Origin of the sequence: Thermosyntropha sp. (assembly GCF_017656155.1) — a bacterium.
Taxonomy (GTDB): domain Bacteria; phylum Bacillota; class Syntrophomonadia; order Syntrophomonadales; family Syntrophomonadaceae; genus Thermosyntropha.
Genome location: NZ_JACDOH010000005.1, coordinates 58,808 through 73,526, shown reverse-complemented (window position 1 = coordinate 73,526; position 14,719 = coordinate 58,808). Strand labels below are relative to the sequence as shown.

Below are 14,719 nucleotides of genomic sequence, written 5' to 3'. Positions count from 1 at the left end.
AAAAATGGCGCTGCTGATGAATAGTATATTATTTATAGAAGCATAAAATTCGGTATAATTTTATTATAATTTGTGATTAGATATTAAATAATAATAGTATGCGCCTTTTATGAAAGGTGGGGAAATATGTCGACTAAGCGCGATTTTTATGAGATTTTGGGGGTCAACCGGGACGCTTCTCCTGAGGAAATAAAAAAAGCATACAGGAAGATGGCAAGAAAATATCATCCAGATGTTAATAAAGATGACCCTAATGCCGCTGAAAAATTTAAGGAAATAAACGAAGCTTATGAAATATTGAGCGATCCTCAAAAAAGGGCGGCTTATGATCGCTTTGGTCATGCTGCCTTTGAACAGACTGGAAATGCGGGGGCAGGTGATTTTGGAGGATTTGGAGGCTTCGGCGGGTTTGATGACTTAGGCGGTTTCGGCGATATCTTTGATCTGTTTTTCGGTGGTGCAGCAGGAACAGGCAGAAGACGCAAGACTGGTCCGCAGCGTGGAGCTGACCGTGAAATCAGGCTAGAGATAAGTCTAGAAGATGCTATATTTGGGGTAGAAAAAGAATTTGAACTCCCCCGGATGGAAAAGTGTGAGAGATGTAATGGAACTGGAGCAGAACCAGGTTCAAATATTAAAACATGTCCTGTATGCAACGGCCATGGGCAGGTACGCAATATTCAGAGAACTCCTTTTGGACACTTTGAAACAGTTAGAACCTGTAGCCGCTGTCATGGTGAAGGTAAAATAATAGAAAAGCCTTGTTCTTCTTGCCGGGGAACCGGTCAGGTAAGAAAGTCACGGCGTATTAATGTCCGCATTCCGCCCGGGGTTGATACTGGTTCCCGCTTAAGAATTCAAGGAGAAGGAGAAGCCGGCATAAGAGGAGGACCGCCTGGAGATCTTTATGTTAATATTTTTATAAAAAAACATCCTAAATTTGAGCGGGATGGCTATAATTTGATAACCGATGAAGAGATAAGTTTTGTCAAGGCTGCTTTAGGAGGAGAAATTGAAATTGTTCTTCCTGGAGGAGAGGTTTATAATTTGCATATCCCAGAAGGAACCCAGCCGGGAGATGTTTTTACGGTAAAAGGAAAAGGTGTCCCATATCTTAACAGCCAGCGTCGCGGCGATTTAAATGTAGTTATAAATGTTAAGATACCTAAAAGGCTTACCAAGAAACAGAGGGAACTTTTGGAAAAGTTTTATGAGGAAGAAACTGGAGAAGAAAAACATAAAAAAGGTATTTTTGAAAAATTTAAAGATGTTATGGGATAAAGGAGTAATATGATGAAGTGGAAAGAGATAAGTGTAGTAACTGAAGGAATTTGTGCCGAAGCCGTAGCCGGTATATTTCATGAGCTGGGATCAGGAGGGGTAGTAGTAGAAGATTTTCAGGCAGCTAGAAGATATGAAACCCGGAATAAGTGGAATAAAGGTTTGTTTTCTCCTGATTTTCTAGATCATGATTTTGTAGTTATTAGAGCATATTTCAGTGAAGATTCCCAGGTTATAGATCAGGTTTCAGAGCTGCTGTCCAGGGTGGAGGAAAACTTTGGTGTAAAGTGTAGAATATTGATGGATGAGGTAAAAGACGAAGACTGGGAAGAATCCTGGAAAAAATATTACCATACTTTTAAAGTAGGAAAAAGGATAGTTATAAAGCCTTCCTGGGAAGAATATACCCCTCAAAATGGGGAAATAGTGGTGGAACTTGATCCAGGAATGGCTTTTGGAACAGGAATTCACGCTTCCACGCGATTCTGCCTCCGTTTTCTTGATAATTTTTTAAGAGGAGGAGAAAAGATAATTGATGCAGGATGTGGATCGGGAATTTTGTCTATTGCTGCTGTAAAGTTGGGAGCTGAAAGCGTATTTGCCATGGACATCGATGATGTTGCGGTAAAAGCAGCCAGAGAAAATGTTAAGCTAAATGGTCTCAGTGACAGGATAAAAGTAGAAAAGGGAGATATAGTTGAAAAAATAGGTGATTTAGAGGCTGATATAATACTTGCTAACATAACTGCCGAAGTTATAAATATCCTACTTCCCGAAGCTGCTAAAGCGCTTAAGCCGGGGGGGATGTTTTTCGGTTCCGGCATAGTTGACAGCCGTTTTCCTGGTGTGCAGGAAAAGCTTGAAAAATGCGGCTTTACTGTCGTAGAAGTTTTAACGGATGTAGATTGGGTAGGAGTAGCAGCCCGCAAAATCTAATTTGGGAACGACATATGTATTTATTGAATTTAAACAAAAGGAGGGTGCTTATGCACCGCTTTTTTGTTAAAAGGGAAAATGTTAAAGGTGATAAAGCTTTTATTGAAAAAGATGAATCACATCACATCGAAAAAGTTTTAAGGCTGAAACCGGGGGATAAGATTATTTTATTCGACGGCAGAGGGACAGAATATCATGCGGTGTTAGAGAAAAAGGTAAATAATCAGCTTGTTGCTTTAATTCAAGAGATTTGCGAAATTAATAATGAACCTCCTTTAAAAGTTAATTTGGTACAGGGAATACCTAAAGGAGATAAAATGGACCTTGTCATTCAGAAGGCCGTAGAACTTGGAGTTGCCAGTATCTATCCGGTGGTAACCACCAGAACAGTGGTAAAGCTTGCAAGAGATAAGGCTGTAAAAAAAGCTGCCAGATGGCAGGATATAGCCATTGAAGCCTGCAAGCAGTGTAGACGCAATATAATTCCGGAGGTTAAACCGGTTGCAGCTTTTTCGGATATTTTGGAAATTATAGGAGAAAATTGGGCTATAATGCTCTATGAAAAAGAAGAAAATGCCAGGTTAAAGAATATTTTGAGGGAAAAAAAAGGGACTGGAGAACAGGAAGTATTTTTGCTGGTAGGACCTGAAGGGGGCTTTGCTCCCCATGAGGCAAAGTTGGCGCAAGAAAAAGGAATCTTTCTGGCCGGGCTGGGTCCCAGGGTTTTGAGGACTGAGACTGCTGGTATAGCTGGGTTAAGTATAATTCTTTATGAACTAGGTGATTTAGGTTGAAAATTACAGAAAAGGGGTTATAAAAATTGCCTAAAGCAGCATTTTATACTCTAGGCTGTAAAGTTAATCAAGTGGAAACTGAACAGATAAAAGAAGAATTTATTAAAAAAGGCTACAAAATTGTTGATTTTTCTGAATCGGCTGATGTTTATGTTATTAATACCTGTACAGTTACTCATATAAGCGACCGAAAATCAAGAGCTGTGATAAGAAGGGCGGTGAGAAGAAATCCCGAAGCGATAGTCGCAGTGGTCGGATGTTTGGCTCAGATTGATGCGGAACAGATAGGAAGGATTGAAGGGGTAGATTTGATTGTAGGGAATAAAGAGAAGTATAATATAGCTTCTATTATAGATGACTATAATCTGGGCCGGCAAAAAAAAGTAATAAATCCTGTGATAAGTTCTAAAGACAAGCTGAATCCAGTAATTTATACTTATAAACATGAAAGGACCCGGGCTTTTATAAAGATTCAGGATGGATGCCAGAGCTTTTGCTCTTATTGTATAGTCCCATATGCTAGAGGGCCGGTGCGCAGTAAGCTGCCGGAAGTTGTTTTATCTGAGGTAAGACAGCTTATCGATTTAGGATACAAAGAGATAGTTTTTACAGGTATACATACGGGAATGTATGGAATAGACCTTAAAGGTTGGAATTTAGGCAGTTTACTAAAATTTATATTGGACGAGGTAAAAGGAGAATATAGAATAAGATTAAGTTCTATCGAACCTTTAGAGTTAAATGAAGAACTCTGTAAATTTATAAAAGAAGAAAAAAGATTATGTCGTCATCTGCATATTCCCTTGCAGAGCGGAAGCAATAAAGTTCTAAAGGATATGAATCGACGCTATACCCGCGAATATTATCGTGATCTTATTATGAAAATTGCTGAGGAGGTTCCTGGAATAGCTTTTACGGCTGATGTTATGGTGGGATTTCCCACTGAAACTGAAAAGGATTTTGAAGATACTTATGAACTTTTAAACAGCTTACCTGTTTATGACCTGCATGTTTTCAAATATTCCCGCCGCCCTGGCACCAAGGCGGCCCAGATGATTTCTGCAGTTACAGAAGAAGAAAAACAAAAAAGAAGTGAAGAATTAATCAAATTGGCTGATAAAAAGCGAACAAATTTTATTTCTAGATTTTTAGGACATGAAATTATGTTGCTGGTAGAAAGAAAATGGGGTATAAAGAGTTATATAGGGTTGAGTGATAATTATATTGAAGTGGAGTTTTTTTCCGAAAATGATCTAACAGGTGAACTGACAAAGGTTAGGATTGAAAAAATTGAAGATGGCAAAGTTTATGGCAGTTTAATCTTGGACAATAATTGTTGTGCAAATAAACAGCAGCAGAATATGGAAGGTGAAGGATATGGGATTTAAAGAGATTGGGAAAAAACTGCAGATGGCAAGGGAAGAGGCAGGATTGAGCCAGGAGCAGCTGGCAAGTATGTTGGGCTGTGCCCAGTCAACTTTATCCAACTATGAAAAAGGGAAACGCCGACTTTATTTAAACCAACTGGAGCAGATCGCTGCGGTTTTGGGAAAACCTATTGAGTATTTCTTGGAAAGCAGTACACCGGCTGAGAATAACAGCAAGGAGGAAATCAAAAAAAATATTGATTCAGCTTTAGATGATGAACCGGAACTTTTGCAGATAATAAATGCACTTTATGATTTACCGAGGGAAAAAAGGCGTTCAGTGATGGATTATATTATTTGGCAGAAAACGCGCAGCTAGGGGGGAGGAACATGTTTAGAAGCACTATTCCTAAAGAAGACCGCGAACTGGTAATGATGGTAAGGGAACTGGTGGAAACCCATATTACTCCAAAGGCAGTAAGCTACGATAAAGATGAAAATGGGAGTTTTGATTGGTCCCCTGTAAATCTTTTGGCCCGCTATAACCTGATGGCTCCCAATATACCTGAGGAATATGGGGGCAGAGGGCTTTGCAATATTACCACTGCGATGATTTTAGAAGAAATTGCGGTTGGATCAGCCGGTTTGGCGGCTGTTCTGCTTACCAATTTACATGCGGTAAGCCCTCTTTTAACGGTAGGAACCGAGGAACAGAAAAAAGAAATATTGCCTCTTATGACCGGAGAATCCCCTAAACTGGCTGCAGCTACTATTATTGAACATAAACCTAACCTGGAACTGATTGCTCAACCTGAAACGATGGATATAAGACATTCTTCAGTTAATGTGGAAAATATCGAAGAAGGTCACCTGGTTGTAAAAGGATTAAAAGATTATGTTATGAATGCTGGAATAGCTGGTTTTTTAGCAGTTGCTTTATCTACCAATCCGGAAAAAGACAAAGCAGGTTTGCAGATTGCTGTTTTGCCTGTAGAAACAGAAGGGATTATTATCGGAAAACAGCGTAAAACTTTGGGTCTTAGATTTTGTCAGGCAAATGAAGTGATTTTTGATAATGTTGAAGTAAGTGAAAAATATCTTATAGGTAAACCAGGAAGTGGGTTTTTAGTATTTATGCAGAATTTAGACCGAATGGTTCCTTTGGCTGCTGCCTTATCGCTTGGTGTTGCCAGAGCAGCTTATGAAGCTGCTTTAAATGCTTCTAAAAACCGTATGTTTATGGGAAAACCTATTTTTGAAGAGAGCACAGTTAGCTTTACCCTAGCTGAGATGGCAACCAAGATTAATGCTGCCAGACAAAGCGTTCATTTTGCATGTTGGCTTATTGATAAGGATCTTGATTATTCTCAGGCCTCATCTAAAGCGAAAATAATTGCCAGCAGTGTAGCTCAGGAAGTTACAGCCAAAGCCATGGAGATTATTGGAGGACAGGCTTATCTTTACGGTCACCATGCCGAAATATATTTAAGAGATGCCAAGATGCTTTCTATAATTGACGGCAGTGAGCAGTTTCATCGAAATCTCCTGGCTTCTCAGCTATACTGAGGGGAGGGAAGGGAAATTTTATGGCTACTTTTATTTTAAGCAAGGAAGAAATTGAACTTATAAATGAAGTGCATGAACTGGCAGTTAAAAAGATTGCGCCAAGAGCTGCCGATTTAGATGTTATTGGAGATGGAATTCAGGACTGGAGTATTCCCGAACTTCTTGCCGAGAAAAATCTACTGGCGCCCATTATTCCTGAGGAATATGGAGGAAGAGGTTTGAGCATGGTTGCTACTGCAGCCGTAATTGAAGAATTAGCTGCCGGATGTGCAGGAGCAGCAGCGATGGTAGTGCAGAATATTTATGCAGTTACCCCGATTTTAATAGCCGGAAATAAAAAATTAAAAGAAAAGTTTTTGCCTTTGCTTAGCGTCCGGCATCCGCATTTGGCTGCTATTGCAATAAATGAGACCAGACCTGATTATAACTTGGAAAGGCCGGAAAGTCAGAGTGAAGAAATTACCCGAATTTCTACTACCTTTTGTTATAATAAAGATGGTGAAAAGGTCCTTATTGAAGGAAGCAAAGATTATATAATAAACGGTGCCGAAGCTTCTTTTGTCACACTTTTGGCCAGAGACAAAGAATCCCGCCATAAATCGAGCCTGCAGTTTTTTGTTATTCCAGGTGATAATTCTGGGGTTGAGGTAAGAGAAGTACTGCGCAAGATAGGTCTGAGATCATGCCATACGGTAAAGATGGGATTTAATAATGTGGAAATTCCGTCTGATTATGCGGTAGGAAGAAGAGGGGGAGGCTATCTTTTACTCCTGCAAACCTTTGATATTAACCGCACCCTTTTAGGGGCTATTGCGGTAGGGGTAGCAAAGGCTGCGTTTAACCTGGCACTTAAAGCAGCCCGTAATAATTCTTTGCTGGGAATGAATTCACCTTCAAAGTATTATATATCTTCCAGCTTGGCAGATATGTCCACCCAGATTGATGCAGCAAGGCTATCCGTATTGCGGGCGGCCTACTGTATTGATGTAGATGAAAACTATGCCCGTGTGTCGGGGATGGCCAGGCTTTATGCTACTCAGGTAGCTCAGCAGGTAACTTCAAATGCTGTCGATATAATTGGCAGATTAGGTTTTTTAATCGGGCATCCTGCCGAGAAATATCTGCGTGATGCCCAGATGCTCTCTATGATTGCAGGAAGTGATTATCTGCATAAAAAGGTTTTAGCTGCTCAGTTGTAGATGCCAAAAGGCCTGAACAGTTCACTTTGGTTAAATTATCTGTTAGAATTAAGAAAATACGTCTAAACTGATATTAATAAATGAAAAAAGATAAAGGAGGTGAAAAAATGGCGGATGATTGTATTTTTTGTAAAATAATTGCTAAAGATATGCCGTCAAAGATCGTATATGAAGATGATAAAGTGATGGCAATTGAGGATATTAATCCGGCGGCTCCGGTGCATATACTTATAATACCTAAAAAACATATACCTTCACTCGATGCATTAAATGAAGATGATTTAAATATAATGGGTCATATACAGCTTGTTGCTTCGCGTTTGGCGAGGGAGCTTAAGATTGCGGAAAACGGGTATCGTCTGGTGAATAATTGCAAAGAATGGGGCGGGCAAACTGTTTTCCACATTCACTACCATCTCTTGGGCGGTAGACCATTTGCCTGGCCTCCAGGCTAATCTTGACGGGTCTCTTTATGAATAGTAAAATATAAAGGCATTTACTTACCTAGTTGATGAGGGGAGGGAAACGATGAGCGAAGTAAGAGTAGGCAAAAACGAATCCTTGGACAGTGCTCTTAAGAGATTTAAACGCAACTGCCAGAAAGCAGGGGTTATGCAGGAAATTAGAAAGCATGAACACTATGAAAAGCCAAGTGTTCGCAGAAAGAAAAAATCAGAAGCTGCGCGTAAAAAGAAAAAATACTAAGGAGGTAATCCTTTGTCTCTGAATGAACGACTGCTTAATGATATGAAGGAGGCAATGAAAGCTAAAGAAGCTGGCAAAATAAGGCTGTCCACTATAAGGATGGTTAGAGCGGCGCAGAAAGAATTGGAAATAGAAAAAAAGCGCCAATTAACGGATGAGGAACTTATCCAGCTTATAAGGCGCGAGGTAAAAAGACGCCAGGATGTTATCGCCGACTATGAAAGAGCAAACCGTCCTGAAATGGTTGAGCAGTTAAATGAAGAGATTCGTGTTTTAGAGGAATATCTCCCCGAGCAGCTAGGTGAAGATGAATTGAGAGCCCTGGTGAAAAAGGCTATTCAGGAAACTGAAGCTAATAGCCTTAAGGACATGGGCAAGGTTATGAAAGTCTTGATGCCTAAGATTCAAGGGCGTGCTGACGGAAAAACAGTAAATGAGATGGTAAAGGAAATGCTCGCTTAAGGTAATGAAGTCTGGTAAGTTATAAATTTACCAGACTTTTAATTTTATAATTATTTTGAATATAAGCTATTAAGTGGGGGTATAACTGTGAGCTTTATGAATCGTATCAGGCAGGGAAAAAGACAGAAAAGGCTGCTTTTTATAATAGTAAGCCTGGTTATAATATCTTTTCTGACCAGTATAGTTGCCGTAGCTTTTATCTAGTTCAGAATTCGGATGCTGCAATTTAAGACGGAGGCAAATGCTGTTCAAGGTATAAAATTTGTGATATTATAAAATTGTTATAACCAAAGTCCTATTACATATATATTTTTTGATAATTCTTTTTTGCATTATACTGGGATTAATTTTGCGGTTTTTAAATTGCCGGGAAAGGGGGGAATTAAGATCTTTATTGTATGTTTTTGTTTTGCAGGATTATAAGTAAAGTGTGAGGAGGGAATATGGTATGCAGAACTTGGGTAGGGAAGATTCAGGTAAACAGAACAAACGAAGCCGCAATTTTTTGAAAAATGTAAAAATAACCTCGCTGTTAATTAGCCTTCTGATATTTACCATCGCTGTTTTATCTTATCTTTCTTATTCTTCTATAAAAGAGATGCGGATTTTAAGCAATGATATGAATCGCCTCTATACCAGGAATATGCTGGTTTCCCTCGAGCTCAAAAACCTGGAAACTGAATTTTATGTTATCAGGCTTAATATGACCCAGATGCTTTATTCCAATTATTATGACGGCAAAACAGCCTCAGAAATAGAAAGCAAAAAGGAAAGCCTTAGCGCAGTTTTTGATAAATACCGCAATTATGACTTAACTCCAGAAGAAAGGGCTTTATTTGATAAAATCGAAAAAAGCTATAAACAGTATTTAGCTGAAGCTGAAAGGCTTATGGGGATTTTAAAAGAAGGAAACAGTGTAAGTGCAGAGGAGGTAAATGTAATAATAGGCTATGCTTCTGAAGCGCAGAATAATATAAATAATTTGGTGGCTCTTAATGCCGATACTGCCCAGAAGGCGGTAGACAGGGCCAATGAGCTTTACGGAAAAGCCCGCAGTCTTTTTACAACTTTGGCCTTTACTTTTATCATTCTTCTGGCGGTTTTAATTTTGATTTTAATTAGGTTTATTCGGGATTCTATGGCTCAGGTTAATGATGTCTTATCAAGGTTGGCTGAATATGACTTTACGGTTGACTTAGAGGAAGACGGCAAGAACGAATTTGCCCAGATGAACCTAACCATATCCCGTGTTATCCGCAACATGAAACAGGCTTTGGCTGAGGTAAAAGACAATGCGGGCAAGGTAACCGGCCAGTCCCAAACCCTGGCTTCCGTATCAGAGGAACTTTCGGCTTCTTCTCAGGAACTGGCAACTACCATGCAGCAGGTGGCAGAAGGAGCGACTAACCAGGCCCAGGATCTTACAGAGATAGTAAGTTCTCTGGAACAGCTTACCAATAATATAGACAATGTTTATAAAGAACTTAAGAATGTAAAAGAAGAAACTGAAAACACAGAGAACAAGGCTAATATTGGAAAAGAGGAAATGGATAAACTGGTTAAATCCATAGAAGAAATAAGGGCTGCTTTTGAAACCGTAGTAAGAAAAGTAGAGACATTAACTTCTTCAGTAAGAGAGATAAGCGGTATTACGGAGATTATATCCGGCATATCTGAGCAGACTAACCTGCTTGCCCTCAACGCCGCTATAGAGGCAGCAAGAGCAGGAGAGCACGGCCGGGGCTTTGCGGTAGTAGCCGAAGAAGTGCGCAAACTGGCAGAAGAATCTAAAAACTCTACGGAGAAAATTGTAAACCTGGTTACATCTATAACTAAAGACACAGATGAAGTAATAAATACTTCCCGCAATGTAGAAATATCAGTAAAAGAACAGACCAAGTCGGTAGAGAATACCGTGAAAGCCTTTGGGGATATATTAGATTCGGTAGAAAACATTGCTCCTTTAATGAACCGTACATATCAGGCTATGGATGAAATCGTAAAATCGAAAGATGAGATAATGCAGAGGGTAGAGCAGGTAAGTGCGGTAACTCAGGAAAACTCTGCGGCAACTGAAGAAGTAGCCGCATCTTCTGAAGAAATGACAGCTTCTTCTGAGGAAGTAGCAGCAACTGCTCAGACCCTGGCTTCTGTTGCCGAAGATATGAACCGCACAGTAGAAAGGTTTAAAGTTTAAAACATTTGATTTTGCTCAGGGGAGAGGACGGCTAAACATGAAGGAATTTATTTACACCAGCTTGATAGAGTTTTTTCCTCTTCCCTCTTATATCCTTAAAGGAGAAAAAATTGTTTTGTGCAATGAAAAGGCAGCTAAGCTTTTAGGATATGAAAGGGAAGAAATTATAAATGAGTTGTTTTTAAAGTTTTCTCCTTCCTACCAGCCTGATGAAGGCAATTCCAAAGATAAGGGAGAAAAGATGATCAGGAAGGCTTATGAGGCCGGCTTTAACCGTTTTCGCTGGCTTTACAGGCGTAAAGATGGAGGGGAATTTTGGGCAGAAGTTGCTATAAAATGTGAAGGTGATTTTTGCCTGGCTACAGTTATCAACCTGGATGGGACATGTGACCATAAAGATGCTTTAGATTTTACTCCGGTGCGCGATTATCTTACAGGGACTTATGATAAAAGGTTTTTCAGGGAAAAGCTGGAATATATTCTTAAGGCTGAGCGTAAGAATTCAGAGGTTGTTCTTTTCTTTATTGATTTGGATCGTTTTAAAGAGATAAATGATGCATTGGGGCATCAGGCGGGAGATGAGCTTTTAAAGCAAATAGCCCGAAGAATTGAAGAAATTCTTCCTTCAAATGCAATGATTGCCCGCTACGGGGGAGATGAATTTGTTGTACTCTTAGAAGAAAAGGAAGATAAAGAAAGGCTTTATAAGCTGGCAGAAAAGATAATTGATGCTATTAATCAGCCCTGCCGGATGGAAGGAAGGACTTTTTATGTTTCAGCCAGTATAGGGATTGCCTGTTATCCTGAGGATGGGCTTAATGCTTATACTTTGCTGAAAAATGCGGATATAGCCATGTATAAGGCTAAAGCCGTCTATGATGAAACTTATCGGATAAAATTTTTTTCACCTGAAATGGAAGAAGAGATAAAAGAAAGGTTTTTTATACATAGCTGTTTGCGCCAGGCTTTAGAAAAAGGAGAGCTTTTTATTCATTTTCAGCCAATAGTAGAGTTAAAAAGCGGACAGGTAAAAACGGCTGAAGTTCTTCTGCGTTGGGAAAATGAGGCTTTGGGAAATATTCCTCCGGATAAGTTTATCCCCTTGGCTGAGGAAAGCGGAGTTATTCATGATATAGGAGATTTTGTGCTTAAAGAGGCATGCCGGTTTATAAATCAGTATAGAAATAAAATAAGGAGATCATTGGCTTTATCGATTAATATATCTTTAAAACAGTTAGAACGCCTTAATTTTGCGGAAGAAGTTCGGGAGATTTTAAAACATTACGGTGTAGAGGGAAGGGAATTAGAGTTTGAAATTACTGAAAGGGTAGCAGCAGGAAATATTAAAGTTATAACTGAGAATTTGCAAAAAATTAAGGAGTTAGGAATAAAAATATCTATGGATGATTTTGGGAGCGGCTATTCTTCTTTTGCCATGCTCTTAAACCTGGAAGTTGATAAGATAAAAATAGACAAACAGTTTATTGACAAGATTGAGAGGGATAGAGAAAATAAGATAACCAGAGCAGTTGTCTCTGTGGCCAGGGAATTAGGTATGGAGATAGTGGCAGAAGGAGTGGAATTTGAAGAGCAAATCAGATTTTTAAAAGGATTAGGTTGCCAGTACGGACAGGGATATTTCTGGTCTAAACCGCTTAATGAAGAAGACTTTATAGCTTATTTATTTGAAAGGAATATATAGGTTAAGGTAAATATATTTCGGTAATAGTAAATCCTCCCAATTATTATGGGAGGATTATTTATATGTTTGACATTTGATTTATTTTATGATATATATATATTTTGAAACTCAAAATGTATTGAGGAAGGTGTAAAATGGAAAAAACCGATCATGAATTGTTAAGTTATTTGTTTTGGCACTTGGTGGAAAAATATGAAGCAATAGAAGAACAATATTGGCAAAAAAACGGCCTAGAAAACCTTACCCGTGCTGATATAAGAGCAGTTCATCGTTTAGGACTTTTGCGCCGCGAAAAAATGTCCAATTTAGCTAGACACCTGCGGCTTACGGTAGGGACGCTTACTACTACCATTAATCGTTTGGTTGAGAAGGGATATGTTTTGCGCAATCGTCCAGAGGAAGACCGAAGGATTGTAGAGGTAACCCTTTCCCCAGAGGGGCAGGAAGCTTTCAGCCGTATTGACCAGGTAAAAAAAATAGTAGCTGATCACATTTTCGGCCCTCTTAATGATGAAGAAAAGAAAGTTTTATATAACCTGCTCAAAAAACTTAACCAGGAAGGATAATTTTTTTAAACTAATAATTTTAAATTCAAATATTTTTACATTATTGTTTTTTTTATTTTGCCAACATATTTTGAAAAATCGTTGGTTCCCCTTATTTTTGCTGCTGATGCGCTTCCTCATGATATTGCGTCTATAAAAAGCACTGCCTTGCCTATATAAAAATCGCTTTGGATTTTCGGATACTCTATAATCTTATAATTTTGTTTGAAGAGAGATGGTTATGGTGGTTGAGCTTGCAGTTTGTTATGCAAACAGAGGAAATCTAAAGATTTTTTAAACTCTCGGTTTTAGCCGGGGGTTATTTTTTTTGTAATTTAGACCTCTTTACAGGAATATATTTGTATGAAAAGTAAAATACCTGTTCAAAGGATGGGAGGAAAAAGATGAGCAAACGCCGGGAGGTTATCAATAAAATTATGACAGATATATTTGAAATACCTAAAGATTTGGTTTTAGATTTACCTAAAATAACTATTATAGGCAGGAATGAGCTTTATCTGGAAAACCATCGGGGAATTATTGAGTATAACTTGAATCGTTTGCGGATAAATTTGGTACGGGGATTTTTGGAGATTGAGGGCAAAGATTTGATGATAAAGGCTCTTTTAGCTGAGGAGATGAGCATAGTAGGGGAGTTTTATGTTATAAGGTTTATGGATTAAAGGGGAGGATAGTTTGGCTGGTAATTTTTTTGACTTGGTAGGCGGGGTAAAGAAGGTTCGCATAGGAGGGAAAAAACAGGAAAAAATAGTAAATATGGCTTCTGCCCGCGGAATATATATATGGGGGATAAAAAAGAACGGGGATAAGATGGAATTTAAGGTTAGAAGCAGCGGTTTTGAGGCTTTGCGTAATATAGCTGCAGAAAACGGGCATGAAGTTGAAGTTGTGGAAGAAAAAGGATTTTATTTGTTAAGAGGTATAGTTAAAAGGCGGTTAGGTTTTATTATTGGAGCTTTAGTTTTTGTACTTACTTTATATCTTTTATCTTCTTTTGTATGGGTGCTTGAGGTGAGCGGCAACAGCAAGATTGATAAAAACAGGATAATTATAACTGCGGCTAAATATGGTCTTTATGAAGGAGCCCCTAAATGGAATTTTAAAGGAAGTGAAGTGGAAGAAGGAATTTTAAAGGATTTAGATGAGTTGTCTTACGTTAAGGTGGATATTGAGGGGGTAAAGGTTAACATTCAGGTAGTGGAAAAAATTATGCCAGATAAAACGGTTACTGAGCCGTGTCATATAGTAGCTGCTAAGGATGGTATTGTAGATGATATACTGGTTTTACAGGGACAGCCTAATGTAAAGATAGGTGATGTAGTTGCCAAAGGGGATATTCTTATATCAGGTATAATTTTTCCTGAAGATCAGGTGATATCAGGAATAGAAAATGAATCTGAAGGTGTTTCGGATGAAGAATTAAAGCCTTGGACGGTAAGGGCGCGCGGGGAGGTCAAGGCCAGGGTATGGTATGAAGGCTATGGGGAATGTCCGTTAAAAAAGGAAACCTTGATTATGACCGGAAACAAAAAGAAAAAGGTTTATATAATTGCGGGAGATAGGATTTTCAATTTGAAAAAAGGTAATGATTCAGGATTTAAGATGGTTAAAAAAGAAATAAGGGAAAATTCTATAAATACTCCCTGGGGTAAAATAGGTATTGGAACTGAGAATCTATATGAACAGGCAAAAAAGGTAACATTATATTCAGATAAAGAAGCTTTTAAAATTGCCCGAAAAAAAGCTTTAGATGTTATTAAAAAAGAAGTGGGAAAAGATAAAGAGCTCCTTAAGATTAAGTTTGAGGTAGTTTCTGCCCCCAGCGATTCTTTAGTAAGGGTTAAAGCAGAGGCTGAAGTGATTGAAGATATTGCAGTTCCTCAGCCGATAATTTCACGATAGAAAATGGTTAGGTGGGATGAGGTTATTACAAGTAAACATATC

At 38.7% G+C, this 14,719-nt stretch carries 15 protein-coding genes; all 15 read left to right on the top strand.

Features of this window, described 5'->3' with window-relative positions:
• Positions 1 to 126 precede the first annotated feature (126 nt).
• The 15 genes from dnaJ (at position 127) to yqfD (ending at position 14,677) form a co-directional block, all read left to right on the top strand.
• Complete coding sequence (dnaJ, locus tag H0Z36_RS06310; protein WP_296864566.1) at positions 127 to 1,281, top strand: molecular chaperone DnaJ; 1,155 nt, start codon at positions 127 to 129, stop codon at positions 1,279 to 1,281.
• A 9-nt stretch (positions 1,282 to 1,290) separates the two neighbouring features.
• On the top strand, positions 1,291 to 2,217 hold the full coding sequence (gene prmA / locus H0Z36_RS06305) for a 50S ribosomal protein L11 methyltransferase (protein WP_296864564.1): 927 nt from the start codon (positions 1,291 to 1,293) through the stop codon (positions 2,215 to 2,217).
• A 50-nt stretch (positions 2,218 to 2,267) separates the two neighbouring features.
• On the top strand, positions 2,268 to 3,011 hold the full coding sequence (locus tag H0Z36_RS06300; RefSeq protein WP_296864562.1) for a 16S rRNA (uracil(1498)-N(3))-methyltransferase: 744 nt from the start codon (positions 2,268 to 2,270) through the stop codon (positions 3,009 to 3,011).
• A 26-nt stretch (positions 3,012 to 3,037) separates the two neighbouring features.
• Complete coding sequence (gene mtaB, locus H0Z36_RS06295; protein ID WP_296864560.1) at positions 3,038 to 4,399, top strand: tRNA (N(6)-L-threonylcarbamoyladenosine(37)-C(2))-methylthiotransferase MtaB; 1,362 nt, start codon at positions 3,038 to 3,040, stop codon at positions 4,397 to 4,399.
• Complete coding sequence (locus tag H0Z36_RS06290; protein ID WP_296864834.1) at positions 4,389 to 4,757, top strand: helix-turn-helix transcriptional regulator; 369 nt, start codon at positions 4,389 to 4,391, stop codon at positions 4,755 to 4,757. Before mtaB ends, H0Z36_RS06290 begins: the two co-directional genes overlap by 11 nt.
• An 11-nt stretch (positions 4,758 to 4,768) precedes the next feature.
• Positions 4,769 to 5,944: an acyl-CoA dehydrogenase family protein gene (locus tag H0Z36_RS06285; protein WP_296864557.1), complete on the top strand. Its 1,176-nt coding sequence runs from the start codon at positions 4,769 to 4,771 to the stop codon at positions 5,942 to 5,944.
• 20 nt (positions 5,945 to 5,964) lie between these two features.
• Positions 5,965 to 7,143, top strand: a complete 1,179-nt coding sequence (locus H0Z36_RS06280; protein ID WP_296864554.1) for an acyl-CoA dehydrogenase family protein — start codon at positions 5,965 to 5,967, stop codon at positions 7,141 to 7,143.
• Positions 7,144 to 7,250: 107 nt separating this feature from the next.
• Positions 7,251 to 7,598, top strand: a complete 348-nt coding sequence (locus tag H0Z36_RS06275; protein WP_296864552.1) for a histidine triad nucleotide-binding protein — start codon at positions 7,251 to 7,253, stop codon at positions 7,596 to 7,598.
• 73 nt (positions 7,599 to 7,671) lie between these two features.
• Positions 7,672 to 7,848: a 30S ribosomal protein S21 gene (gene rpsU, locus H0Z36_RS06270; RefSeq protein ID WP_296864550.1), complete on the top strand. Its 177-nt coding sequence runs from the start codon at positions 7,672 to 7,674 to the stop codon at positions 7,846 to 7,848.
• A 12-nt stretch (positions 7,849 to 7,860) separates the two neighbouring features.
• Positions 7,861 to 8,310, top strand: coding sequence for a GatB/YqeY domain-containing protein (locus tag H0Z36_RS06265; protein WP_296864548.1), 450 nt, complete (start codon positions 7,861 to 7,863; stop codon positions 8,308 to 8,310).
• 448 nt (positions 8,311 to 8,758) lie between these two features.
• Positions 8,759 to 10,507 carry a methyl-accepting chemotaxis protein gene (locus H0Z36_RS06260; RefSeq protein ID WP_296864546.1) on the top strand — a complete coding sequence of 583 codons (1,749 nt, stop codon included), beginning with the start codon at positions 8,759 to 8,761 and terminating at the stop codon, positions 10,505 to 10,507.
• A 37-nt stretch (positions 10,508 to 10,544) separates the two neighbouring features.
• Complete coding sequence (locus tag H0Z36_RS06255) at positions 10,545 to 12,209, top strand: EAL domain-containing protein (protein ID WP_296864544.1); 1,665 nt, start codon at positions 10,545 to 10,547, stop codon at positions 12,207 to 12,209.
• A 134-nt stretch (positions 12,210 to 12,343) separates the two neighbouring features.
• Positions 12,344 to 12,775, top strand: coding sequence for a MarR family transcriptional regulator (locus H0Z36_RS06250; RefSeq protein ID WP_296864542.1), 432 nt, complete (start codon positions 12,344 to 12,346; stop codon positions 12,773 to 12,775).
• Positions 12,776 to 13,158: 383 nt separating this feature from the next.
• Positions 13,159 to 13,437: a sporulation protein YqfC gene (gene yqfC / locus H0Z36_RS06245; RefSeq protein ID WP_296864540.1), complete on the top strand. Its 279-nt coding sequence runs from the start codon at positions 13,159 to 13,161 to the stop codon at positions 13,435 to 13,437.
• A 13-nt stretch (positions 13,438 to 13,450) separates the two neighbouring features.
• A complete protein-coding gene (gene yqfD, locus H0Z36_RS06240; protein WP_296864538.1) occupies positions 13,451 to 14,677 on the top strand; it encodes a sporulation protein YqfD in 1,227 nt (408 codons plus the stop codon).
• Positions 14,678 to 14,719 lie beyond the last annotated feature (42 nt).